Source organism: Candidatus Accumulibacter sp. ACC007 (genome assembly GCF_907163205.1).
Lineage (GTDB): Bacteria > Pseudomonadota > Gammaproteobacteria > Burkholderiales > Rhodocyclaceae > Accumulibacter > Accumulibacter regalis.
Genome location: NZ_CAJQUD010000001.1, coordinates 1811293 through 1834961 on the forward strand (window position 1 = coordinate 1811293; position 23669 = coordinate 1834961).

The 23669-nt window shown below is 64.8% G+C and carries 20 protein-coding genes; 9 read left to right on the forward strand and 11 right to left on the reverse strand.

Annotated elements, in window-relative coordinates:
- Window positions 1-21 precede the first annotated feature (21 nt).
- The 6 genes from QZ634_RS07790 to QZ634_RS07815 all read left to right on the forward strand — a co-directional run bounded on the left by QZ634_RS07790 (window position 22) and on the right by QZ634_RS07815 (window position 4953).
- Window positions 22-1725, forward strand: coding sequence for a nickel-dependent hydrogenase large subunit (locus QZ634_RS07790; protein WP_291987002.1), 1704 nt, complete (start codon window positions 22-24; stop codon window positions 1723-1725).
- Between the two features lie 89 nt (window positions 1726-1814).
- Complete coding sequence (locus QZ634_RS07795; protein WP_291987004.1) at window positions 1815-2306, forward strand: HyaD/HybD family hydrogenase maturation endopeptidase; 492 nt, start codon at window positions 1815-1817, stop codon at window positions 2304-2306.
- The gene (locus QZ634_RS07800; protein ID WP_291987006.1) at window positions 2306-2617 is read left to right on the forward strand and encodes a HypC/HybG/HupF family hydrogenase formation chaperone; all 312 of its coding nucleotides are present in this window, start codon (window positions 2306-2308) and stop codon (window positions 2615-2617) included. The genes QZ634_RS07795 and QZ634_RS07800 overlap by 1 nt, the downstream gene beginning before the upstream one ends.
- Window positions 2614-3264 (forward strand): [NiFe]-hydrogenase assembly chaperone HybE, encoded by a 651-nt coding sequence (gene hybE, locus QZ634_RS07805; RefSeq protein WP_291987008.1) that lies wholly within the window; start codon window positions 2614-2616, stop codon window positions 3262-3264. The genes QZ634_RS07800 and hybE overlap by 4 nt, the downstream gene beginning before the upstream one ends.
- Before the next feature lie 84 nt (window positions 3265-3348).
- The gene (locus QZ634_RS07810) at window positions 3349-4182 is read left to right on the forward strand and encodes an alpha/beta hydrolase (RefSeq protein WP_291987010.1); all 834 of its coding nucleotides are present in this window, start codon (window positions 3349-3351) and stop codon (window positions 4180-4182) included.
- A gap of 39 nt (window positions 4183-4221) precedes the next feature.
- Window positions 4222-4953, forward strand: coding sequence for a 2-phosphosulfolactate phosphatase (locus tag QZ634_RS07815; protein ID WP_291987012.1), 732 nt, complete (start codon window positions 4222-4224; stop codon window positions 4951-4953).
- A 50-nt stretch (window positions 4954-5003) separates the two neighbouring features.
- Here QZ634_RS07815 and QZ634_RS07820 read toward each other — a convergent pair whose 3' ends face one another.
- Both QZ634_RS07820 and QZ634_RS07825 read right to left on the reverse strand, forming a co-directional pair.
- Complete coding sequence (locus tag QZ634_RS07820; protein WP_291987013.1) at window positions 5004-5591, reverse strand: TlpA disulfide reductase family protein; 588 nt, start codon at window positions 5589-5591, stop codon at window positions 5004-5006.
- A gap of 25 nt (window positions 5592-5616) precedes the next feature.
- Window positions 5617-6939, reverse strand: coding sequence for a cbb3-type cytochrome c oxidase subunit I (locus QZ634_RS07825; protein ID WP_291987015.1), 1323 nt, complete (start codon window positions 6937-6939; stop codon window positions 5617-5619).
- Window positions 6940-7208: 269 nt separating this feature from the next.
- Between QZ634_RS07825 and QZ634_RS07830 the strand changes: the two genes are divergently transcribed.
- The 3 genes from QZ634_RS07830 to dacB all read left to right on the forward strand — a co-directional run bounded on the left by QZ634_RS07830 (window position 7209) and on the right by dacB (window position 10912).
- A complete protein-coding gene (locus QZ634_RS07830) occupies window positions 7209-7901 on the forward strand; it encodes a Crp/Fnr family transcriptional regulator (RefSeq protein ID WP_291987017.1) in 693 nt (230 codons plus the stop codon).
- A gap of 42 nt (window positions 7902-7943) precedes the next feature.
- On the forward strand, window positions 7944-9422 hold the full coding sequence (locus tag QZ634_RS07835; protein ID WP_291987019.1) for a CYTH and CHAD domain-containing protein: 1479 nt from the start codon (window positions 7944-7946) through the stop codon (window positions 9420-9422).
- A gap of 65 nt (window positions 9423-9487) precedes the next feature.
- The gene (gene dacB, locus QZ634_RS07840; protein WP_291987021.1) at window positions 9488-10912 is read left to right on the forward strand and encodes a D-alanyl-D-alanine carboxypeptidase/D-alanyl-D-alanine-endopeptidase; all 1425 of its coding nucleotides are present in this window, start codon (window positions 9488-9490) and stop codon (window positions 10910-10912) included.
- A 7-nt stretch (window positions 10913-10919) separates the two neighbouring features.
- Here dacB and QZ634_RS07845 read toward each other — a convergent pair whose 3' ends face one another.
- The 9 genes from QZ634_RS07845 to QZ634_RS07885 form a co-directional block, all read right to left on the reverse strand.
- Complete coding sequence (locus tag QZ634_RS07845) at window positions 10920-14363, reverse strand: EAL domain-containing protein (RefSeq protein ID WP_291987023.1); 3444 nt, start codon at window positions 14361-14363, stop codon at window positions 10920-10922.
- A gap of 156 nt (window positions 14364-14519) precedes the next feature.
- Window positions 14520-14921 (reverse strand): hypothetical protein, encoded by a 402-nt coding sequence (locus QZ634_RS07850; protein WP_291987024.1) that lies wholly within the window; start codon window positions 14919-14921, stop codon window positions 14520-14522.
- 109 nt (window positions 14922-15030) lie between these two features.
- Window positions 15031-16494 carry a 4-hydroxy-3-polyprenylbenzoate decarboxylase gene (ubiD, locus tag QZ634_RS07855; protein WP_291987026.1) on the reverse strand — a complete coding sequence of 488 codons (1464 nt, stop codon included), beginning with the start codon at window positions 16492-16494 and terminating at the stop codon, window positions 15031-15033.
- Between the two features lie 257 nt (window positions 16495-16751).
- On the reverse strand, window positions 16752-18215 hold the full coding sequence (locus QZ634_RS07860; protein WP_291987028.1) for an alpha/beta fold hydrolase: 1464 nt from the start codon (window positions 18213-18215) through the stop codon (window positions 16752-16754).
- A 457-nt stretch (window positions 18216-18672) separates the two neighbouring features.
- Complete coding sequence (locus QZ634_RS07865) at window positions 18673-19107, reverse strand: cytochrome C (protein WP_291987030.1); 435 nt, start codon at window positions 19105-19107, stop codon at window positions 18673-18675.
- Window positions 19104-20009 (reverse strand): 4-hydroxybenzoate octaprenyltransferase, encoded by a 906-nt coding sequence (gene ubiA / locus QZ634_RS07870; RefSeq protein ID WP_291987032.1) that lies wholly within the window; start codon window positions 20007-20009, stop codon window positions 19104-19106. Before ubiA ends, QZ634_RS07865 begins: the two co-directional genes overlap by 4 nt.
- Before the next feature lie 69 nt (window positions 20010-20078).
- Window positions 20079-21962: an MFS transporter gene (locus tag QZ634_RS07875; RefSeq protein WP_291987034.1), complete on the reverse strand. Its 1884-nt coding sequence runs from the start codon at window positions 21960-21962 to the stop codon at window positions 20079-20081.
- A complete protein-coding gene (locus QZ634_RS07880; RefSeq protein ID WP_291987036.1) occupies window positions 21959-23200 on the reverse strand; it encodes an amidohydrolase family protein in 1242 nt (413 codons plus the stop codon). The genes QZ634_RS07875 and QZ634_RS07880 overlap by 4 nt, the downstream gene beginning before the upstream one ends.
- Window positions 23201-23226: 26 nt before the next feature.
- Entirely contained in the window at window positions 23227-23535 is a 309-nt protein-coding gene (locus tag QZ634_RS07885) for a metalloregulator ArsR/SmtB family transcription factor (protein WP_291987038.1), read from the reverse strand.
- Window positions 23536-23669: the final 134 nt, after the last annotated feature.

Here is a 23669-nt window from a genome sequence, read left to right on the forward strand (position 1 = left end):
GCTCTTTCAGGAGACAGGAAAATGTCGCAACGAGTCACGATTGATCCGGTCACGCGAATCGAAGGTCACCTGCGCGTCGATGTCGAGGTCGACGGCGGCAAGGTCAAGAAAGCCTGGGCTTCGGGACAGATGTGGCGCGGCGTCGAAACCATCCTCGTCGGTCGTGACCCGCGCGACGCCTGGGCGATCACCCAGCGTATCTGCGGCGTGTGCACGACGGTTCACGCCATCGCCTCGGTACGCGCGGTCGAGAACGCACTGCAGATGGAAATCCCGCTCAACGCCCAGTACATCCGCAACATGATCATCCTGGCGCACGCGGTGCACGATCACATCGTGCATTTCTACCACCTCTCGGCGCTCGATTGGGTCGATGTCACCAGCGCCCTGCAAGCCGACCCCGGCAAGGCGGCCGCGCTGGCCGAAAGCCTGTCCAGCTGGCCGGGCAACAGCAAGGCCGAATTCACCCGCGTCAAGGAACGCCTGGCCAGCTTTGTCGGCACCGGACAACTGGGGATTTTCACCAACGGCTACTGGGGCCACCCGGCGATGAAGCTGCCGCCGGACGTGAACCTGATCGCCGTCGCCCACTATCTGCAAGCGCTCGACGTGCAGCGTCACGCCAACAAGATCGTCAGCATCCTCGGCGCCAAGACGCCGCACATCCAGAACGTCGCCGTTGGTGGCGTGGCCAACGCACTGTCCATCGACTCGCAGTCGGTGCTCACCGTCGAACGTCTGCTGGCGGTCAAGGGCTGGATCGACCAGCTCAGCGATTTCGTGAAGAACGTGTACCTGATCGACGTCGCCGTGATCGGTGGTTTCTACCCGGAGTGGACGGCCATTGGACGCGGCATCGTCGATTACGTCTCGGTACCCGACATCCCGCTTGACGGCAAGAACACTCGCTTTGCCCTCCCCGGCGGGCATATCGCCGCCGGCGACCTGAGCAGCTTCAAGGAAATCAAGACCCACGACGACGCCTATTTCAGGGAGGGCGTTGCCGAATCGGTGAAACACTCGTGGTACGAAGGTGGCAAGGGCCCACTGCATCCCTACAAGGGCGAAACGCGACCGCAATATACCGACTTCGACGACGACGGCAAGTACTCTTGGCTTAAATCGCCGACCTTCTACGACAAGCCGATGCAGGTCGGTCCGCTGCCACGCGTCCTGGCCATGGTCGCCGCCGGGCACCAGCCGACAATCGCCTACGCAACGCAGGCGCTCGACCTGGTCTCGACGGTCGCCAAGAGCAAGGTCGGTCTCGACGCGCTGCACTCGACGATTGGCCGCCACGCGGCACGCGCCGTCGCTTGCGCGGTGCAGGTCGACGAACTGGCGCGGCAATGGGATCTGCTGCTGGCGAACATGGCCAAGGGTGATCTGACCACTTTCAACAAACCGCTCTTCCCCAAGGACGAAGTCGCTGGCGTCGGCATCCACGAAGCGCCGCGCGGCGTCCTCTCGCACTGGGTGGTCATTGACGACGGCAAGATCAGGAACTACCAGTGCGTCGTACCGACTACCTGGAACGCCGCACCGCGCAACGAGACCGATGCCCCCGGCGCCTACGAGGCCTGCCTGGCGGGAACGCCGGTGGCCATTCCCGACCAGCCGCTCGAAGTGCTGCGCACCGTGCACTCCTTCGATCCCTGCCTGGCCTGCGCCGTACATGTCGTCGACACCGAGCAGCGGCCGCTGGTCACGGTCAAGGCGGCGTGATGGCCGTCGGCCACTGCGCGCGGCGAAAAGCCGACGCCCCCGTCGTCCGCCGCCCGCCGCAGCGATCGCTCGCCGCAGGCGGGCTGAGCATGCGCGTCGTCGTACTGGGGGCCGGCAACATCCTGCTCAGCGATGAAGGGCTGGGAGTGCATGCCATCGAGCGCCTGCCGCTGGCGTACTCGCTACCCAGCGACGTCGACATCATCGACGCCGGCACCTGCGGCATGGAAATGCTCGACGAGCTTGAGGGCCTCGACGCCTTGATCATGGTTGACGCCGTTCGTGCCGGCCAGCCACCCGGGACGCCGGTCCGCCTGACCGGTGACGCGGTACCGGTGTTCTTCAAGACCAAGCTGTCGCCACACCAGATCGGCCTTTGCGATGTACTGGCGACGCTGGATCTTCTCGGCAGAGCGCCAAAATACACGGCTATTATTGGTGTGCAGCCATTGTCGCTGGCGCTGGGAATGGAACTCAGCCCGGAAGTCGAAAGCGTCATGCCAGCGCTGCTGCGCATGGTTGTCGATGAACTGGCACGGCTGGGAATCCGCGCCTCACGACTGCCTGCCGGGGTCGCCTGATGTGCCTGTCGATTCCGCTGCAACTGGTCGCCCTGGAGGACGAAAACGGTGACTTCGCCATCGCCGAGCGGCGGCAGGGAAACGCGCTGCGGCGCGAGCGGGTCAACATGATGCTGATCGGGCGACAACCGCTCGGCAGCTGGATTCTGGCCTCGCTCGGTCTGGCCAGGGAGGTCCTTGACGATCACCAGCGGGCTTTGATCGAAGATGCCCTTGCCGCGGTCGGCGCGTCCCTTGCCGGCGACTACGACCCGTCGGCGCACTTTTCCGATCTGAACACGCCGCGACCAACACGGAGCACGCTTCAATGACCACCGGCATTCGCAAGGCAGCTTTCCAGGCCCCTCCGCCTGCTCCCGCAGAACCGATCAGCGACAACCCGGCCGCGCGCCTCGAAGCCATGTACCGTCGCATCTGGCTGGCCAGCATGCGCGACCTGCCCTTCGTCAATCTCGCCCTGTCCGTGGAAGCGGTTGGTTTCCGTCGCTGGCAGGCAGCGAGTGACCCCACATCGAGCAGCGGCGCCGGGCCGCACGGCCAGGCTGCGCCGCGATCAGCAGTGCGCGGGGAACGCAGCAGTAGCGACGGCATGCTTGGCGATTGGGTCGGCGCGGTGATCACGCCCTGGTTCATCAATCTCTTCATCCTGCCCGGCGGCGGCGACCTTTGGTCGGATCGACCGTCCGGCGAGCGTTGTCGACTCGTTTTCCCGATCGGCCCGCTGGAATTCATCGCCGACGATGACGCCAGCGCCGAGGTTCCTGCCTACCAGTATTGCCCGCTGTTTGCGCCGCCTGGCCAGTTCGCCTCGCAGGCGGCCGCCCGTGCCGGGGCGATGGCTGCCCTGAATGCGATGTTCGGTATGCCGGACGAGGATTGCCCAAGGTCGACGGCCGAGGCAGACCAGCTATTGCTTCCCGCGCGACGCCGCTTCTTGCGACGCGTCGCCAGGCGCTGAGCGAGCGCCCGGTCAGACGGCGATTATAGTTGCCGTTGTCACACGCTTGTGACACCCTGACTCTTTTTCTGCTTGTCCGTTTCGATGACGCATTTCTTTGCCGACGATGGCGAAAAGATCCACGTCCAGATATCTGGCGATGGCTCGCCGATCCTCATGCTGCACGGGTGGACCGCCAGCCACCGCGAATGGCAGCCCTTCCTCGAGCACCTGACAGCGCACCACCGGGTATTCCAATGGGATGCCCGCGGCCATGGCGGCCACCGCCTTGCGCAGGACACGGTACCGACCGTCCAGCGCATGGCGCAAGACATGTGCAACCTGATCGAGCACTACCGGCTCGACGAGTGGGTGGTCGTCGGCCACTCGATGGGCGCCCTGACCCTCTGGCAGTACATCGAGGAACACGGATGCCGGAATCTGCGCAAGGTCGTTTTCATCGATCAATCGCCCAAACTGCTCACCGATGACACTTGGTCCGATGGCATCTACGGCAAGTTCGACCGCGAGCAGTCGGAAGCCTTCCTGCGCCATCTGGAAGACGACTTCGCCGAATCGGTTCTCCGCCTTGGCGGCATGGGGCTCAACGAGCGCGCCCGGCAGAAGTATCACGAGAACGCGGGCGGTCTGGAGAAAGCCCGGCAATGGCTGAGCGCGCAGGATCCGGCGCCGTTGATCGCCTGCTGGGAGAGTCTTGCCGAAGCCGACTACCGCAACGCTCTCGAGCGCATCGACATCCCGGCGCTACTGGTCTACGGTGGCGACAGCAATTACTACCGTAGCGAGACCGCCCACTACGTCAAGAACCGCATCGCCGGCGCCATCCTGCACATCTACGAAGGTAGCGACCACTCTCCGCACCAGTGGCAACGCGACCGCTTCGTTCGCGACCTGCGCGAGTTCATTGATTCGCCTTGAGCTCTGCATGGGCTATGCCAGAAGGGTATTGAAGCCAGCATGCGCACCCGCCGCGTTTTCCTGAATCGCCTCGATCCGCAAGAACACGATCCCGACGATGCCGTGGTGGTGATCGACGTACTGCGGTCCTTCTCGACGGCGGCCTACGCTTTTGCCGCCGGTGCCAGTGCCATCTACCCGGTGGAAACGATCGCCGGAGCATTCCACCTGCAACGCACCCTGCCAAACGCACTGACCACCGGCGCGGTCGGCGGCGGCGACCCGATACCCGGTTTCGACTTCGGCAATTCGCCGTCGGCTCTGCAGGGCGCCGACCTGGCCGGTCGACCGCTCATTCAGACCACCGCTGCGGGAGTTCGCGGCCTGGCGCGCTTCCGCTCCTGCCGCGCGCTGTTCGCCGGCAGCCTGGTTCTCGGGCGCGCCACCGCGCAGGCGCTGCTCGCCTTGCGACCGGCCGAGGTTTGCTTCGTCATCACTGGCGAATGGGTAGATCGCGATGGCGACGAGGACATCGCCTGCGCAGACTACATGGAAGCGCTACTGCACGGCGAAAACCCCGACCCTGAACCCTACGCAGCGCGCGTGCGCAACTCCGATTTCGGGCGTCGCTTTCGGGCCGACTGCAACGCCAACCTGCCGGCCGCCGACCTCAGGCTCTGCGCACACGTCGATCGCTTCGACTTTGCTCTGCGCGCTGCCCATAGCGACGGCCACCTGCGACTTCAGCGCGCTCAGGCCAGCGTGGAGCGCGCCCTATCCGGCCGCGACTAAGGCTGGTTTTCCAGGCTAACGATCGCGATTCGTCACCGCCGACCGCCGGCTCACTGCCCGATCAGTTCTTTCAGCAGCGGCTCCAGTCTTGCCTCGTCGAGCCGCCCCAGGCGACTGCTCGCGAAGCGCCCGTCGCGCCCGATGACCACCGTATACGGCAGCGCCTTGACCTGCAGCCCGGGCGTCTGGGTGGCTTCCTTGCCGCCGACCAGCAAGGGGTACGAAACCGGCGTCCGGTCGAGAAAAGAGCGCATGTTGTCGACTTCGTCGATACCGATGCCGAGAAACTGCACGCCCTGCGCCGCATAGCGGCTGTACAGGCGCGAGAAAGCCGGCATCTCCTCGACGCAGGGTTTGCACCAACTGGCCCAGTAATTGACCACCAGCACCTTGCCTCGCCACTGGGCAAGGGCCTGCGGCTGGCCGTCGAGATCATCCAGGGTCAGTGCCATGATCGCGTCGACCTCGGCCTGTGCCTCTGCCGGCGACAACTGCGGCGCCGAACGCAGGCTGTCGGGAATCGTATCGCCGGGCGGCAATCCGCCGAGGACCAGGAGACGGTAGGCGAGCAGCGCGACGGTGGCGACGGTGAGCACGCCAGCGACTACCGCCACCCATAGCGCGCGCTCCTGATTCATGGGCCGAGCTGGCGCCGCAGCGCCTTCATTTCGCCCGCCGCCGCGACATCGCCTTCAGGCACACCAGTACGAACATCAGGCCGCCGATGACCGCGATCAGGCCGCCGAGGCCCATCATCCCCATGCCGATCTTCTGCGGCAAGGTGGTCAGCATCTGCTCGGCACCGGCGACCTTGCGCTGCACGCCGTAGCCTCCCGACCAGGCCAGGCCGAGCACGTGGATCAACTGCCCGCCGCCGTAGACGTACGGCTGCCAGAGCGCCATGCGGCCATCGATCGTGCCGAACCCGAGCTGCGGCAACAGCACGTAGGCCAGTCCCATGAAGGCCAGCGTGACGCCGACCGTCGACCCGTGGTAGTGCGCGGGTATGACGACGTTGACGCCATGAATCATGTAACCGAGAACGCCACCGAGCGCAAACAGCGTGAAGGATGCGACAAACGCCGACTTGGCGGGCGCCGCGGGCAGCGTCCGCACCCCCCACAAGGACAGCGCACCAAGGAGGATCAGGGGCCCCATGTAGGGATGGCCCCACTCCATCAGCTTGGCAAACAACTCCATGTGCGGCAGTGAGCCAGCGGGCACCAGCAGATAGATCGCCGGCACCACCAGCAGCGGCAGCGCGGCGACCAGGAAGAGCACCGACAGCGCGCGCGGAGACGCTAGGGACGGGCGTCCGAGGTCTGCGGCAATCCACAGCCAGGCGACGACCATCAGTAGCGCGTGCTGAAACTGCAGGGTGTGCCCGCCGCCCCAGAACATCACTTCGTAATAGATCGTCCCCTCGACCTCGGGCACGGCCCACCACGACCAGTAGAAAGCGGCCAGGGCCAGGAAAGCGGCGACGGCACCGAGAAAAGCACCAAGGCGCAGCGGTTCGCCAAGAAAGCGTTGCGGCCAGGTGGTGATCAGCGCGCGCAACACCGCCAAAGAGATGCCGGCGCCGAAGATCCACAGGGAGGCAAAGAACAGCGGTTGCTTCAACACCGGAATGTAGTTGTTGAGCACCGGCTCGGCACCCGGAAAGAACGGTGAGACGGTCATCAGCGCCGTGCCCAGGGCGGCCAGGGCGAAACCGCTCCAGCCCAGCCACGCCATTGACCTTGCGCCGACCGCGGACCAGATGACGGCGGCAAAAGCCATGAACCACACGGCCACCGACAGGTCGACGTGTACCACCAGCGCAGCGCGAAACATGTCCTTGAGGGGAAAGACATCCTGAATACCCGGTGTGCGCGAGAGAACCAGCAGTACCGCCAGCAGGCCCGAACCAATCAGCGCCATTACCCCCAACCACAACCAGGCGCGCGCCATGTTGGCGGGCGTGCCTGCGGATATTTCCGGCACCGGAGGTGCTTCCGAACCAAGCGTCACGACATGCGAATCCACAACTGCCTCGCGTAAAAAATCGGCCGAGTATACGACCAGACGATGCGATATGCCAAACGGCCCTCGCTGGCGGAGACTTGCGCGAACCATCCACACGTCATTTCTCTCCTCGGCGTAACCGGTTGACCGCGCCTGCGCGGCAGATCGCTTGCCCCCGGCGAGTACAAATGCGAATATTGTTGCCGCCCGCTATTCCTGCTGCCGGCTGACTGTTTCGGAAACCGCTTATGCATTCGTCCCATCACGGCATCAATATTGAAGCGCTACTGGCGCATGTACCGCTGTTCAATGAGTTGGAGAAAGAAGAAATTGCGCGCCTCGCCCGCGGCACCCGCGAAATCAACGCGACGCGTGGCGACATTCTCTTCCACAAGGGCGACACACCGACCGGCTTCTACCTGATCGTCTACGGCCAGGTCAAGCTGGCATTCACGTCGCCGCAAGGCGGCGAAAAAGTCGTCGACATCCTGCCGCAGGGGCAAACCTTCGGCGAGGCGGTGATGTTCACCGACAGGCCGTTCATGGTCTATGCGCAGGCGCTGGCCGACTCGCTGGTGCTGCACATCTCGAAGGCGGCGATCAACGAAGAACTCGATGCCGACCCCAGACTCGGCCGCAAGATGATCGCCGGACTGGCCATGCGCTTGCACCAGTTGATGAATGACGTCGAATCGTATTCGCTGCATTCGGGCCGTCGGCGAATCATCGGCTACCTGTTGCGCGAACACAGCGAGGATTGCGAGAACAAGATCATCGTGACGCTGCCGACCAACAAGGGCGTCATCGCCTCGCGTCTCAATCTGACGCAGGAGCATTTCTCGCGCATCCTGCACGAGCTCTCGGAAAAAGGTCTGATCGTCGTCGACGGACGCAGAATCCACATCGCCGATGTCGACCAACTGCGCAACTATGATCTCTGAAATCTGCCGCACCCATAACAACTTCACGAGGAGACCCCATCAATGGCATTGGAAACCGAGATCAAGCTGAGCGTGCCGGCCAGTTCAGCGCGAAGGCTGCCGACACACCCGCTCCTGGCCGACGCCAAGCCGTACCGACAGAAACTGGTCAGCACCTACTACGACACCCCCGACCGACGACTCCAGGGCAAGCGAGTTGCCGTGCGCTATCGCCAGAAAGGTGCCGAGTGGCTGCTGACCGTCAAGAGCGACTTGCCGTCACCGGGGGGGCTGGCGCAGCGCAATGAATGGGAGATCCCCGGTCAACCCGGCGAGTTCGATTTTTCGCACGTCGACAATCCGAAGCTGCGCCGCTTCCTCGAAGCCGCGACGCCGGAGCTTGCACCGCTGTTCTGCACCGACTTCACGCGCCTCAGCTGGCTTCTCGCCCCTCAGGAAGGGACGCGCATCGAGGTGGCCATGGATCGTGGAAAGATCGACGCCAACGGACGTCAGGAGACGATCTGCGAAGTCGAGCTCGAACTGCTAGAGGGAAGCGTTGCCGATCTGTTTGCGGTGGCCATCGCCCTGCAGAAGGATCTGCCACTGCACCCGGAGAGCCCGAGCAAGGCCGAGCGCGGTTACCGCCTGGCCGCCAACACGCAGCGGACGCCGGTCAAGGCTGCCGACGCCCAACTGCAATTGGGCATGTCGAGCATCGGCGTTTTCCGTAGCTCGGTCTTCGCCTGCCTGAACCAATTGCAGGGCAACGAGCGCGGCGCACGTGAAAGCGACGACCCGGGCTTCGTCCATCAGGCGCGGGTCTCGATCCGTCGCCTGCGCTCGGCAATTCGCCTTTGGAGACCGCTCTTGCCGGTCGACTACGTCGCTGAATTCGACCCCCGCTGGGGCACACTCGCCAGCCAACTCGGCGACACCCGCAACTGGGACGTTTTCCTCACCGAGGTCCTGCCACCGATCAGCAAGGCTTTTCCCGATCACAACGATGTCAAGGCGGTCGCCAAACAGGCGGCGATCCAGCTGACTGCCTGTCGCAAGGCGGCGCAAGCGGCGATGGCATCTCCCAGCTACTCGCAGCTGCTCCTCGAGTTCACTGCGGAAACGATGGCCCTGGCGGAAAAAAAGAAGCCCGCGCTGACCGTGTTTGCCCCACGTTCGCTGAACAAACGCGCCAAGAAGGTCGCCGAACTGGCCGCCGAAACCAAGGACTCGAATCCAGAGGCCCGGCACGACCTGCGCAAGGCTCTGAAGCGGCTGCGTTACGCACTGGAGTTCTTTGCCCCGCTGATTCCGGCCCGCCGCCTGCAGCGTTATCATCAAAGTGCCGCCGGGCTGCTCGACCTTCTCGGCCGGATGAACGACTTCACCGTTGCCGGACACCTGGTGGCGCAGGCCCTGCCGGGCCACCACAGCGATCTCGTGCGCGCCTGGCTGGCCGGACGTAACGATCTGCTGCTCGCTCAGCTCGACGCGATGCTGAGCGAGTTCCTCAGCCATCCGGCACCCTGGGACCAGGGGTGAGCTAGGACACGCCGCTGCGGCCGCCGCTTTCCCCGACCCGCCTCGCACGGCCACTTCCTCCGCTGATGACCCACCCTTCACCGCTGCTCGGCGCCGCAAGAGCGCTTTTTCCAATCGTGCTTGCCGGGCTGCTCGGCGGCCTGCCGCTGGCCCGGGCGGCCGACCTGCCGAGCGTCGTCAGCCAGGCGCTGCAGCAGGCAGGCATCCCGGCGAGTTCGGTCGGCATCGTCGTGCAGGCGGTCGACGGCGGACCGCCGCTGCTCAGCCACAACGCCCAGAAAGCGATGAACCCGGCGTCGGCGATGAAACTGGTGACCACCTACGCTGCCCTCGAGATGCTCGGGCCAGCCTATACCTGGCGCAGCGAAATACTCGCCGACGCCAGCCCGCACGACGGCCTCATCAAGGGCAACCTGTACCTGCGCGGCAGCGGCGACCCGAAGCTGGCGCTGGAACAGTTCTGGCTATTGCTGCGCCAGTTGCGCACGCGCGGGGTGAGCGAAATCAACGGTGACCTGATCCTCGATCGCAGTGCCTTTGCACTACCGGCACACGACCCGGGTGAGTTCGACCAGCAGCCGCTGCGGCCCTACAACGCTGGCCCCGACGCCTTGCTGGTGAACTTCAGGAGCCTGCGCCTGCTCCTGCAGGCAGACGCGGCAGGAAACACGGTACGCGTGATCGCCGAGACGCCGAGCGAGGGCCTGCGCATCGATAATCGCCTGCGCCTCGAACGTGGCGCCTGCGGCGACTGGCGGGAGCAACTGACGCCAGTGGTCAAGGGGATGAGCATCGAACTCAGTGGCAGCTTTCCGGCAGCCTGTGGCGAACGCAGCCTGAGCCTGGCCCCGTGGACCGCCGATCTCCAGGTCGAAGACCTGTTTCGTGTGCTGTGGCGCGAACTCGGAGGCAGTTTCAGGGGCCGCGTGCGCGAAGGACGCACGCCGGTTGGCGCCAGTACGCTGGTCGTCCAGGAGTCGCCGACGCTCGGCGAGATCGTGCGCGACATCAACAAGTACAGCAACAACGTCATGGCCCGCCAGCTGTTCCTGACGCTGGACAGCGAACGGCCGGCGACGATCGAGGGCGCGCGGCGTCAGATTGCCGGCTGGCTGCTGGCCAACGGTCTGCAGCTACCCGAACTGTTCATCGACAATGGCTCCGGCCTGTCGCGCCACGCGCGCGTCTCGGCGGCTGGCCTGGCGCAGGTCCTGAGCGCCGCCTGGCGAAGTCCGGTGATGGCCGAACTGATCGCCTCGCTGCCGGTCGCCGGCGTCGACGGCACCTTGCGCAAGCGCTTGAAGAATGGATCAGCGGCTGGCCGGGCGCACCTGAAGACCGGCTATCTTGAAGGCGTGCGGGCGATTTCCGGCTTTGTGCTCGACAACAGCGGCAGGCGCTGGATCGTCGTCGGCCTGATCAATGACCCGAATGCCCGCCTCGGCAAGGCGGCTCTGGATGCCCTGCTGGTGTGGGTTGCCGAGCGCTGATCGTTGACTAGCGCTCGGCGGGCTGGTAACGCGTGCGAACCAGATCCTCGAACTGCGCCGCCGGCAGCGGCCCGCCGAAGAGGTGGCCTTGCGCCTCGTCGCAGCCCTTCGCGCACAGGTACACCAGCTGCGCTTCGTTTTCCACACCGCAGGCGGTGCTGCGCAGGCCAAGGTTGTGCGCCAGGCTGATGACCGCCGCAACGATGGCTTCATCGTCGGGATCGGCAGCCAGGTCGGCAACGAACGAGCGAGGAATCTTGAGCGTGTGCACGCGAAATCGCTTGAGGTAGCCCATCGACGAATAGCCGCTACCGAAGTCGTCGATGGCCAGGCGCACGCCGAACGCGCGTAGTTGATCGATCATCAGGATGGCGGCGAGCGGGTTGTCCATGGTCACACTTTCCGTCAGCTCGAGTTCGAGATACTGCCTTGGCAGCGCCTCTTCATCAAGAATCCGCGACACCCCCTGCACCAGATTGGCCTGACGGAACTGCGCTGCCGAGAGATTGACGGCGACGCGCATCGGCGGCAGCCCGGCCTGGTGCCAGCGGCGCATCTGGCGGACTGCCGAACGCAGCGCCCATTCGCTGATCGGCAGAATAAGCCCCGACTCTTCGGCCAGTGGAATGAACTCGCCTGGCGAAACCATTCCGAATTCGGGGTGCTGCCAGCGCAGCAGCGCTTCGGCGCCAATCAGCTGGCGCCCCGGCAGCGCCAGCTGCGGCTGGTAGAAGACGGCCAGTTCGCCGCGCTCGAGCGCGCGCCGCAAGTCATTCTCGAGCTGCAAGCTGCGTGCCGAGCGCTCCTGCATCTCGGCGGTGAAAAAGCAGAAGGCATTGCGACCGCCCTGTTTGGCGCGATACATGGCGGTATCGGCGCACATCGACAGCTGTTCCAGATTCTCGCCGTCAACCGGGTACATGGCGATGCCGACGGACACCGAGCAGCTCAGCTCGTGTTGATCGATGCGATACGGGGGCGCGGTGATTTCCAGCAACTTGGCCGCGACGTGCGCTGCGCCTTCGGCATCGGTATTCGGCAGGACGAGGATGAACTCGTCGCCACCCAGGCGACACAGCGTATCTTCGTCGCGCACCGTGTGGCGGAGACGCTCGGCGAGCTGGATCAGCAGTTCATCGCCGATCCGGTGACCGAGGGAATCGTTGACCTGCTTGAAACGGTCGATATCAAGGAAGATCAGCGCCAGCGACTCGCGGCCCCGCTGGGCACGGCTCAGATCATGGTGGACGCGCTCTTCAAGCAGGCTGCGGTTGGGCAGAAAGGTCAGCGAATCGAAGTGAGCCAGATGCTGGATGCGCGCTTCGGCTTCCTTCTGCTCGCTGATGTCGACCACTGTCCCGAGGTAGCCGGTGAGGTCGCCGGCGGCGTTGTGCAGAACGGTCACCGCCAGACGAACGGCAAGCCGGCGGCCATCCCTGCGTACATAGTCCACTTCGCGCTCGTCAACTTCGCCGCGGCAACGCGCCTTGATGACCAGGGCATCGAAGCCCGGATCGACCTGGCAATTCAGCTCTTCACTGCGCATCCTGGCCGTCGCCGCGACCTCGGCGGGATCGTGAAAGGCGATCGGCGTCAGCCTGCCGACGACTTCCTGCGCAGCATAGCCAAGGATCGCCTCAGCAACCGGATTGAAGACCGTGATCAGCCCCTGCGGATCGGTGGCAATGATCCCGCAGGCGGCGCTGGCGAGCACCGAAGCCTTGAGCGCTTCACTTTCCCGCAGAGCCTCTTCCGCTCGCCGCCGTTCGGCGAGCAGCGCGGTGTTTTCCAACGCCACCGCGGCGCTTGCCGCCAGGCCCTGCAAGAGATGCACGTCGTCGTCGTCGAATCCGCCGGGCTTGTTGTGGATTTCGAAACAGCCGAGCAGGTCGCCGTGGCGACTGAGGATCGGGGTATCGAGCAGGTTATCGAAGCCGAGCGCCTGGCGAATCTCGGCAATGACGTACGGATCGTTCTCGGCATCGTTGCTGAGGTGGAAGCGACGGGTCTCCATCACCCGACCCGGAACACCCTGACCCGACGAAAAGCGGAAATCGACCGGCAGCAGTTCGCCGCCCTGGTTGTACTCGCTGAACACCAGTTCGCCGGCACTCATGCGCGCCGCCGCCCCGGAGGTGGCGCCGGTGATCTTCAATGCCGCGGCGACGAGCTGACGCAGAACCAGCGGCGTATCAAGCTCGCTGTTGATCTCCTTACTCGCCGCGGCCATCAGCGCCAGTTGCTCACTACGGCGCAACAGTCCCGCTTCGGCGTGCTTGCGGGCGGTGATGTCGCGCGCCAGCGTCACAAAGCGCGGCGCTTCACCGCTGACGACCGGCTTGCGTGCAACCGACAGCTCGAAGCAGAACTTTCCCTGTGGCAACTGCAGTTCGTACTGTCGACCACCCGAGTAGCCTGTTTCATTGGCCTCCTGCAAGGCGGCCAGGCAGCTCGCCGCGGCAGCGGGCGGCAGCACCTCGCTGAGTCGCCGACCCGGCAAGGACTCGGCGGGCGCTGCCAGCAGGCCACGGCGCCGCGAATGATAGTCATGGTAGCTGCCGTCGAGTCCCAACTCGAACATCAGATCGGGAATGGCATCGAGCGTTGCCGCGAGCTTAGCCGTTCGCTGCCGGACGAGCCGTCGCAAACTCATCACCCAAAGCAGCAGGACAGCGCCAAGCAGCGCACCCAGCACGAGAGCGTAAGCGAGATAGCGGACGTAGGGCGAGCGCAGCAGGGGAGTTCCCATCCACTTGTCGCGCAGGATCTTTTCCTCGCCAGGCGTGATGCTGGCAAAACCATGCTCCACCAGCGCCAGCGTCGCATCGTCGCCAGCGTTCACGGCGCGATGAAACTCGCCCGTGTACAGGGTGAAGGCCTTGTTGAACCCCTCGTCGGCGCCATTCCGGTAGAGCAGGTAATTGGCCGGTGGCTCGTCGAGGCAAAAGACCCTCACCCGGCCAGCAATGGCCCCCTGCACCAGCGCCTCGTAACTGCTGAAGGGCTGCACGCTGTCAATCCCCGCGTCGGCGAGCACCTCGACGCAGGCGTCTCCGGCCTTCACACCAACCAGAAAGCCGTGCAAGGTTGCCAGATCGACGATCCCGCCGATACTGGCATGGGTATAGATGGCCACCGGGATCTGCGCGTAGGGCAGCGTGAAAGCGAATCTGCGCTCGCGCTCGGCGGTCTTGAAGATGGTATCGATCACCTCTGCCTGCCGATCGGCCATACGCTGCTGGGCCGTCGCCCAGTCGCTGCCGAGCAAGTCGACGCGAACCCCGGTCTTCTTCTCCCACAGTCGCCAACTATCGACCAGATAACCGGTGAGCGCGCCATCGCCATCGCGAAACACGTACGGCGGGTAGTTGTCGTCCGTCACCACCGTCAGCGCCCGGCCATCCGCACTGGAGGAGACCCGTTCGCCGCCAGTGGCAGCGCCCGACGCCAAGCCGGCAGCCAGCGCGAGAACAAGGTGGCGAAGGCAGCAAAGAAAGCGCATGAATGCGGGCCATTGACTTGACTGATACTTAAGGATAGCCGACCAGCCGCGGAAAAGTGTCTCGATACCGGCCAACGCGGCGACCGGCAGGCCCTGCGGAGCCGTTCAGCCGTCGTCGATGGTTCTTCGTCCGGACAGGGCGAGCCAGCCGCGAACGACGCGATAGCCGACCCACACGCCAAGGATGACGATCAACAACCAGGCGATCGGAATGAAGATGATGGTGATGATCAGCAGGCCGTAGACCAGCAACCACAGCGCCGTGAACCAGAAGGTCCGGATCTGCCAGCGATAGTGACTTTCGAGCCAGGTGCCGCGGACATCGCTGCGCTTGACGTAGTTGAGAACCACGGCAATCAGCGATGGCACGCCGAAAACGAAGGCTCCGGCGACGCTCGCCGCACCGGCGACGCCGATCACCACGGCCAGCGCGTGCAGGCCGTAGATGACGTGGCACCAGGCGCGTTCGCCTTCGAGGTAGGAATCGGGGATCAGGTCATTACTCATTTCGTTCTCCAGTCCCGGCACGCGCTTGCCGCGCGACGAGGGCCATCAATCGCCAGCCGAGCGATGGAAAAATGACGCGGCGGATGGGTCGCGGACAGGCAAGTCGCGCTCACAACCCCAGTTCGGCCCACCGGGCATCGACGCGCTGTTTCACGGCGACATCCATGACGATCGGTGTTCCCCACTCGCGACTGGTCTCGCCGGGCCATTTGTTGGTCGCATCGAGACCCATCTTGCTGCCCAGACCGGCGACCGGACTGGCGAAGTCGAGGTAGTCGATCGGCGTATTCTCGGCGATCAGGGTGTCGCGCGCCGCGTCGACACGCGTGGTCATCGCCCAGATCACTTCCTTCCACTCGCGGATATCGACGTCGTCGTCGACGACGATGATGAACTTGGTGTACATGAACTGGCGCAGGAAACTCCAGATGCCGAACATCACCCGCTTGGCGTGCCCCGGATACTGCTTCCTGATGCTTACCGTCGCCAGGCGGTAAGAGCAGCCCTCGGGCGGCAGGTAGAAATCGACGATCTCGGGAAACTGCTTCTGCAACAGCGGCACGAAGACTTCGTTGAGCGCCACGCCGAGCATCGCCGGTTCGTCGGGTGGCTTGCCGGTGTAGGTGCTGTGGTAGATCGGCTCGCGGCGCATGCTGATGCGCTCGATGGTAAACACCGGGAAGAGTGATTTTTCGTTGTAGTAGCCGGTATGGTCGCCGTACGGTCCTTCGAGCGCGCTTTCCGCCGGGTCGATGAAGCCTTCGAGAACGATCTCGGCGGAAGCCGGCACCTGCAGATCCGAACCCAGGCATTTCACCAGTTCGGTCTTGGCGCCACGCAGCAGACCGGCAAACTGATATTCGGAGAGGCTGTCCGGGACCGGCGTCACCGCCGCGAGAATGGTTGCCGGGTCGGCGCCCAGCGCCACGGCCACCGCAAAAGGCTGGCCGGGGTTGTGCAGGCGGTGTTCGCGAAAATCGAGTGCGCCGCCACGATGCGCCAGCCAGCGCATGATCACCTTGTTTGGCCCGAGCACCTGCTGGCGATAGATGCCGAGGTTCTGGCGCGTCTTGTGCGGCCCGCGCGTCACGGTCAGCCCCCAGGTGATCAGCGGTGCGGCGTCACCCGGCCAGCAGAGCTGGATCGGCAGGCGCGACAGATCGACGTCCTTGCCTTCCCAGACCACTTCCTGGCACGGCGCGGAAGAGCGCACCCGCGGCGCCATGTTGAGAACCTGCTTGAGCACCGGCAACTTGTCCCAGGCGTCCTTGAGTCCTTTTGGCGGCTCGGGCTCCTTGAGGTAGGCGAGCAGTTTGCCGACTTCGCGCAACGCGAGAACCGATTCCTGCCCCATCCCGAGCGCCACCCGTCGCGGCGTCCCGAAGAGGTTGGCCAGCACCGGTATGCTGTGCCCCCTGGGCTTCTCGAAGAGCAGAGCCGGCCCCCCGGCACGCAACACGCGGTCGCAGATCTCGGTCATTTCGAGGCGCGGGTCGACCTCGACGCTGATACGCTTGAGTTCGCCAATTCCTTCAAGTTGCGCGATGAAGTCGCGCAGGTCGTGATATTTCATCGGTAGCTTTCCGGCCGGCAGCGTTCCGGCGGCAGAGTCGCCATGGCGACCATCGAGTTACGCCCTGCTTGAAGGCCGGGCCAAAGCGTGTAGCCGGTCGCTTGCCGGGACGTCCTGCGGCTGATTATAGCCGCGTCGCGGATCAACGGCCGACCGATCGACGCCGCGAGCGTCGGGCTTTCAGCGACCGCCACACGCAGCCCACCGGCTTCGCTCGCCGCCTGCCGCTATTCCCCGCTATTCCCCGCTATTCCCCGCTATTCCCCGCCAAGCCCAGTGAACGCCAGCGCCCGCGCTTCCACGTAGGGAAAGAAAGGGTTCCAGCGCAGACGCAGCATATCCGCCGCCGGGATCTGCAGCACACCGCGCTCGCCGCGCAGCGCGAGCTGGCCAAGAGGGACGCTACGCCCGGTGCGCAGAGCCTGCCCGCCGTAGATGGGATCGTCGGGAGCAAACGGCAGCGCAACGTGTGCCAGCGAGTAGATGTCCGGCGGCCAGGCAAGGCCGAGCGGCGTCTCGGTGAGTGTCGCATCGCCGGGGCCCTCGCTGCGCACCACCAGCTTGCGGCTCCTGGCGTTCTCGTTGGTCACCACGCTCAGCGCGAAGGGCCGCAGCGGATTGTCCAGCAGAGCCTGCACGGCGGCGGTCGGATCCGAGGTCATGATCGGTTCCATTTCGGCCATGCGGTTGATGTCGAACAACACCAGCTCGTGGCCTCCCTGCGGCAGGCGGTCGAAAAGGTTGCGCACCAGAGCCGGGGTCGAGACAGTGGCGTCGACGACCGAGGAAAAGGCCAACACTGGCGGGAAAGTGGCGAGCTTGCCGCTGCTGCCAAGCTCGTCCAGGCGATTCTGGATGTGCAGCGTCAGGCGGTAGACCACGTCGCCCGCGTTCACCGCGAAAGAGCCGTATTTGTACGGATCGTACTCGGGCAGAATGGAGGTCCAGGCGAGTTTTTCGAGGCCCAGCAGGTGACCCAGCCGCCCCTGCCAGACGGCGAAGGCCGCCGCGCCGCTGACCCCGATCGCCGGTGACAGCAGGATCATCCTGGCGACCTTCGGCAGCGCCCCGTCATCGAGCGTCGCCAGCGCGTAGTTCACTGCCAGGGCGGCGCCGGTCGAGTAGCCGACGATGTACAGCGGTCGCTCGGCGACCTGCGTGGCGAGATGACTCATCGCCAGGCGCACTGCAGCCGCCATGTCCTGCCAGGTGATTTCTACGAGACCGGACGGCGCCGTTCCGTGTCCCGGCAGGCGCATCCCGACGACCGTGGCGCCAGCCGCGTTGAGCGTCTCGCCAAGCGCACGCAGGCTGTAAGGCGAGTCCGACATGCCGTGCAGCAGCAGGACGCCGGCCTTCGGCGTCGCCGCTGTCAGCTCGAAACTGCGGTTCCAGTTCGGCGACCAGCTTTCCGGATCGGACAAGCTGTTGCCGTCGTAGCGGTTGATCAAGCGTCGCCCGCTCGCCGGCACCTTGGCATAGACCTGCGCGTGCAATTGCGCGAAGAGGCGTTCTTCGAGCGCCAGGTAGGCGGCGAAGCTATCCACTCCGGAGTTCTCGGTGAACTCCTCGTCGAGGCCCGCCAGGTGCCAGACGTCGAGGTCAGGTCGAGCCTCCATGTAGACCACGCCAACGACCGCCAGCATCACAACGGCCCCACCAACGCTGTAGGCCACGGCGACAAGTATTCGCCGGGCAAACCTGGTCAAGTGCAAGATCATCGGTTGGTTCCCCGCTGCCCGCTCGTGTAGTGCTGCCTTCCTGATGAGACTTTCAGCGACCCTGGCAGCAGCGTGAAAGCCGTTCGGCGGCAGGCTTTCACCCGTTCCACAGCGCTCCCCGCGTCGCCAAATCGGGCAGGCATTCCCCGGCCACCGTCATCGCGAGGAGGCGCAGCCGACGCAGAAATCCAGTGCCATTCTCTGACGACCTGTGCGCCCCATCAGCCAGGCGAGAAAAAAGACCTCTCGATTGCCACGTCGGCTACGCCTCCTCGCAATGACGTGCGGGCTGCTGTGGCGCCGCATTTCCCACACGACCTTCAGCCAACCGGACAGCGGCTCGAAAGCATGTCGTCGCCGGATTTCTCATGTTCCATACCGCGTGTAACGCGGCACCGACGCTGCGGCTCGTCGACCAGGAGAGGACGTCATCCGCCCGCGGCGGCGGTGGCCAAACCTAGCGCAGGCGATACACGTAGTGACAGGCAACGCAGCCGCTGGTCAGTGACGGCAGCGCGGCGATGGTCTTGTCGCGATCGCCGCTGGCGGCGATGCGGGCAAATTCACTGGCCGCGCGATGCCCGTCCATGCCGATACTGTGCATCGCCGGCGGCATGTGCGGTCCGGGACGGGCTTCGAAGGGCAGGCTGCGATGCTTGCCCATCGCCGAGACGCCAAGCTCCTGCTCGGCGATCTGGCCCGCCTCCTTGAACTTGCCGGTCGAGACCAGGCCAAGGATCTCGTTCAGGGCCAGCAGGTTGGCGCGCATCTCGGCACGCAGAGTCGATTCCGCAGCCGCCGGCAAGGACGCCAGCTGCCGCGTATCGTCGCCGTCGGCCGCGTGCACGGTTGCCGCGAGCAGCGCGAGCGAGCAAAGCAGGGGAGCTTTCATCCGGAAATCCCTTTCGAGGCCAGAAAATCGACGGCAATGCCGGCAAAAACACTGGCTCCGAACCAGTTGTTGTGCAGGAAAGCCTTGAAGCAATGCGCCGGGCTACGTTCCCGGATCAGCGTGTAATGGTAGCCGGCAATCGCCGCCGCCACTACCAGGCCGGCGTAGAAAAACACACCGAGGCCAAGGCCGTAACCGACCGCGCCGATAAGCGCCAGCGCCAGCGCGTAGCAAAGCATCACCGCCGCAACATCGAAGCGGCCGAAGGTGATCGCCGAAGTACGGATGCCGATCTTCAGGTCGTCGACACGATCGACCATCGCATACTCGGTGTCGTAGGCGATCGCCCAGAGGACATTGGCCAGCAACAGCCACCAGGCTTCCGCAGGTACGGCCCCGAGCTGTGCCGCATAGGCCATCGGGATGCCGAAACCGAAGGCGACGCCGAGGTAGGCCTGCGGAATGGCCAGGAAGCGCTTGGTGAAGGGGTAGCTTGCGGCAAGAAACAGCGCCGCGACGCAGAGCGCGCCAAGCAGCCAGCTGCGCAGCGGCAGAACGACGACGACCGCACAGGCGACCAGTGCGGTGAACAGGAGCAAGGCTTCCCTGACCGATACCTGGCCAGCGGCCAGCGGGCGCTGGCTGGTGCGTGCCACATGCGGGTCGAAATCGCGATCGGCGAGGTCGTTGATCACGCACCCTGCCGAACGCATGAGCACGGTGCCAAGGACGAAGATCCACACCACCAGCCCGTCCGGCCGGCCCAGGGCGGACAGCCACAATCCCCACAGCGTCGGCCAGAGGAGCAGCAGAATGCCGATCGGCTTGTCGAGGCGCATCAGCCGTTCGTAGAGATCGAGCCGCTCGCGCAGCGCTGGGCCGGAAAATCGCATAGCGTTCATTCTAACTCGTCTGCTCACCCTCTCCAGCCGCCGGCCTCGGCTCTCCTCGCGCCGTTGAAAGACCCGGACTCACTGCCAGTCACCGCGCAGGCCGGCGACAACCTCATGCAAATGCTCGGGCGTCGCCGCCGCGGGCTCGACCGCGGTGCCGACGCTCAGTGCGATTCTGGAGAACAGGCCGAGCAGGCGCCGCGGCCTGCTCATCGCCGGGCCACCCTGGCGACTGAAGAAGCTGCCCCACAGACCTTGCAACGCCATCGGAATCACCGCCACCGGCGTACGTCCGACGATCCGCTGCACGCCCGGACGGAAGGGAGAGAGGTCGCCGTTGTCGGTGATCCGCCCTTCCGGAAAGATGGCCACCAGCTCGCCCTCCTCGAGCGCCCGCGCCACTTCCTCGAACGCCGCCTCCATCATCAGCGGATCTTCGCGCCCGGGAGCGATCGGGATGGTGTTCATGTGGCGAAAGACAAAGCTGATCACCGGCATACGATAGATGCGGTGGTCCATCACGAAGCGGATCGGCCGGCGGCTGGCGGCGGCGATGACGATTGGATCGACGAAGCTGACGTGGTTGCAGACCAGCACCGCCGGCCCTTCCTGGGGGATGTTCTGCAGCCCTTTCTGCTCCAGGCGGTACACGGAGTGGATCAACAGCCAGGCGATGAAGCGCAACATGAACTCGGGTACCAGGCTGTAGATGTAGACCGCCACTGCCGCATTGCACAGTGCCGCAATGGCGAACAGGACCGGGATCGAGATACCGTTGCCGAGCAGCCCGGCAGCCACCAGCGCGCCGCAGACCATGAACAGCGCGTTGAGAATGTTGTTGGCGGCGATGATTCGTGCCCGCTGTTCCGGCGCGCTGCGCAACTGGATCAGCGCATACAGCGGGACGATGAAAAATCCGCCGAACACCCCGAGTGCGAAAAGGTCGAAGAGCACCCGCCAGGTCTCGTGCATGGCGAGGATGGCGGCGAGTGCCAGCGGCGCGCCAGCAGGCAGCGCGGCGGGCGAGGCGAACGCCAGGTCGATGCCGAAGAGGGTCAGCCCGATGGAACCGAAAGGCACCAGGCCAATCTCGACGTGCCCGGCCGAGAGCCGATCGCAGAGCAGCGAGCCAAGACCGATGCCGACGGTGAACACCGACAGCAGAAGGGTCACTGTCGTCTCGTCACCACCAAGGACACTCTTCGAATAAACCGGAAACTGCGCCAGGAACAGCGCACCGTACAGCCAGAACCACGAGATACCGAGAATCGACAGAAAGACAGTGCGGTTTTCGCGGGCGAGACCGATGTTGCGCCAGGTTTCAGAGAAGGGATTGAGGCCGACCACCAGGTCCGGTGCCGGCGCCGGCGCCGCCGGAATTCCCCAACTGCACAGGTAGCCGACCACGGCGACCAACAACCCGGCGTAGGCGACCCAGGTCGGCTGGCCCGCCGCTCCGGCGAGCAGCCCGCCGGCGATGGTGCCGATGAGAATGGCGACGAAAGTCCCGGACTCGACGAGTGCGTTACCGCCGACCAGTTCGTTCTCGTGCAGGTGTTGCGGCAGGATGGCGTACTTGACCGGGCCGAACAGGGCCGACTGAAGACCGAGCAGGAACAGCGCCAGGAGCAGGACTTCCAGGCTGTGCATCATGAACCCCAGCAGTGCGAAAGCCATGATGACGATTTCGAGCAGCTTGGTCAGCCGCGCCAGGCGAGCCTTGTCGTACTTGTCGGCCAACTGCCCGGCGGTCGCCGAGAACAGGAAGAAGGGCAGGATGAAGAGGCCGGCGGCCAGGTTGGCCAGCACCTCCGGGGTCAGCGTCGTCCAGCTGGCAGCCTGGAAAGTAAGCAACACGACCAGCGCGTTCTTGTACAGGTTGTCATTGAAGGCGCCGAGAAACTGGGTGCCGAAAAAAGGCGCGAAGCGACGGGTCTTGAGCAGACCGAACTGGGAACTCATGCAGTCTTCCTTTCAAAGAAGGCGCGCGTCTCGAAGATTGACGCTGGCAAACGCCGCCCAGCCGCCGACAACTGTCGCTTGAGAACAAAATCAAAGAGCAGCGGATTATGCTGCCTAATCGCCTCCAGCACCGCCACTGCCGACAGCGGCAACATGCCGCGCTCGGCGAACTCGCCCGGCGCAACCAGCGGCACGATCCCGGGCAAGGGGTAGTCGGAACCGTTCAGCAAGCGCGGATGCCATTCGCTGCGCTCTATCACCGCGCGTACGATCTCGGCGCCGCGGTTGCGCAGGGTCAGCGCCGAGATGTCGGCGAAGAGCAGTTTTTCGTAGCGCGCTTCGGCCATGAGCCGCGCAAAGAGCGCGAAGCACGAGCGCAGCGGTCCGTTCGCGCCCTGATCGAGGTCGACGGCGTCACCGATCGAAGCGCAATGGGCAACCACCACCCGCACGCCGTGGTCCATCGCCCGCCGCAGCAGCAGCGGGTTGCCGAAGGCCTGCTGACCACCGCCGTGCACGGCTTTCTCCTCCCCGGCGTGGCTGATCAGCGGCAGGTCGTGCGCGGCGAGCGCGGCGTAGAAGCGGTCGCAGCGCGGCGACGAGGGATCGATACCCATCGCCGGTGGCAGCCATTTCACGGCCAGCGCGCCGCCCTTCACGACGGCCGCCAACGCGTCGACGCAGTCGACACGATAGGGATGAATCGACGCCGCCCACGCGAAGCTTCCTGGATGGCGTTCGGCAACCACCTGCGCGTAGGCGTTCGGCGTGTAGAAGGAGCTGCGCGCCGGGTCGGCACGCCCCTGCTCGTCGTGAAAGCGATCAAAAGCGAAAAGCAGCAGGCGCGCTCCCGGTCGCAGGCCGTCGACCAGGTTCTGCATGCGCTCGACGTAGCTGTCGTCGATCCGTCCCGGCGCGTCATGCACACAACCCGCGTTGAGGTAGAACAGGCGCTGCGCGTACTGCAGCGGATGAAAGAGGCTGTCCATCTGCGGGTTGACCTCGATACCGCTGCCCGAATCGCCGGTACCCACCAGGTGCACGTGAGCATCGAGAAAGCGCGCCGGGTCGATTCCCGCCCAGGCCGCTTCGATCAACTCGTGCCTGGCGGTCGCTGGCGGCAGCTGCGCATGGCAGGCGTTGAACAGCGTCGACGAGTTGCGCGCGACGACTGCCGACAGGCCGACGCCAGCGACCGCCAGACCGCCGACCAGGAAGCGGCGACGGCGGGGACTCATCGCGCTACCCGAAGGGTGACGCCGGCTCATGCAGATTCGCGCAGGTAGTCGAGGACCTTGCCCAGGCATTCCTGGAAATACGCCTTGTTGATCCAGAAATAGACTTCCTTGCCGAGCTTCTCCGAGTGCAGCACGTCAGCGTCGCGCAAGGTCTTCAGATGATGTGAAACGGTCGACCGGGCGAGCGTCGACACTTCGGCGATCTGGCCGACGTTGAGTCGTTCTCCGGGCTCGAAGAGCAGGAGAATGCGCTGTCGATGCTCGTCGCCAAGCGCTGAAAAGACCCTGGACATCGCTTGCCAGTCGCGCGGAATCGCCTGTCCGTAATCACGCATCTCGCCTGCCCGCAAGAGAAAAAAGCCTGCTCGGCCGAAAACATATCGACCAGTGTAGGCATATCGACATTCAAGTCAAGGGGATGCGCTTGGCCGGTGCGGACGAGCTCGCGGGCCACGGGCGCCGGAGCGCG

What these genes read in the sequence shown, in the direction of transcription:
- hybE (WP_291987008.1), top strand. Translation starts at nt 2,614, where the DNA reads ATGACCACCGGCATTCGCAAGGCAGCTTTCCAGGCCCCTCCGCCTGCT.
- ubiA (WP_291987032.1), bottom strand. Translation starts at nt 20,009, where the DNA reads ATGAACGCTATGCGATTTTCCGGCCCAGCGCTGCGCGAGCGGCTCGAT.
- QZ634_RS07850 (WP_291987024.1), bottom strand. Translation starts at nt 14,921, where the DNA reads ATGAGTAATGACCTGATCCCCGATTCCTACCTCGAAGGCGAACGCGCC.
- QZ634_RS07835 (WP_291987019.1), top strand. Translation starts at nt 7,944, where the DNA reads ATGGCATTGGAAACCGAGATCAAGCTGAGCGTGCCGGCCAGTTCAGCG.
- QZ634_RS07800 (WP_291987006.1), top strand. Translation starts at nt 2,306, where the DNA reads ATGTGCCTGTCGATTCCGCTGCAACTGGTCGCCCTGGAGGACGAAAAC.
- QZ634_RS07815 (WP_291987012.1), top strand. Translation starts at nt 4,222, where the DNA reads ATGCGCACCCGCCGCGTTTTCCTGAATCGCCTCGATCCGCAAGAACAC.
- QZ634_RS07880 (WP_291987036.1), bottom strand. Translation starts at nt 23,200, where the DNA reads ATGAGTCCCCGCCGTCGCCGCTTCCTGGTCGGCGGTCTGGCGGTCGCT.
- QZ634_RS07830 (WP_291987017.1), top strand. Translation starts at nt 7,209, where the DNA reads ATGCATTCGTCCCATCACGGCATCAATATTGAAGCGCTACTGGCGCAT.
- dacB (WP_291987021.1), top strand. Translation starts at nt 9,488, where the DNA reads ATGACCCACCCTTCACCGCTGCTCGGCGCCGCAAGAGCGCTTTTTCCA.
- QZ634_RS07810 (WP_291987010.1), top strand. Translation starts at nt 3,349, where the DNA reads ATGACGCATTTCTTTGCCGACGATGGCGAAAAGATCCACGTCCAGATA.
- QZ634_RS07875 (WP_291987034.1), bottom strand. Translation starts at nt 21,962, where the DNA reads ATGAGTTCCCAGTTCGGTCTGCTCAAGACCCGTCGCTTCGCGCCTTTT.
- QZ634_RS07865 (WP_291987030.1), bottom strand. Translation starts at nt 19,107, where the DNA reads ATGAAAGCTCCCCTGCTTTGCTCGCTCGCGCTGCTCGCGGCAACCGTG.
- QZ634_RS07860 (WP_291987028.1), bottom strand. Translation starts at nt 18,215, where the DNA reads ATGATCTTGCACTTGACCAGGTTTGCCCGGCGAATACTTGTCGCCGTG.
- ubiD (WP_291987026.1), bottom strand. Translation starts at nt 16,494, where the DNA reads ATGAAATATCACGACCTGCGCGACTTCATCGCGCAACTTGAAGGAATT.
- QZ634_RS07795 (WP_291987004.1), top strand. Translation starts at nt 1,815, where the DNA reads ATGCGCGTCGTCGTACTGGGGGCCGGCAACATCCTGCTCAGCGATGAA.
- QZ634_RS07885 (WP_291987038.1), bottom strand. Translation starts at nt 23,535, where the DNA reads ATGCGTGATTACGGACAGGCGATTCCGCGCGACTGGCAAGCGATGTCC.
- QZ634_RS07820 (WP_291987013.1), bottom strand. Translation starts at nt 5,591, where the DNA reads ATGAATCAGGAGCGCGCGCTATGGGTGGCGGTAGTCGCTGGCGTGCTC.
- QZ634_RS07790 (WP_291987002.1), top strand. Translation starts at nt 22, where the DNA reads ATGTCGCAACGAGTCACGATTGATCCGGTCACGCGAATCGAAGGTCAC.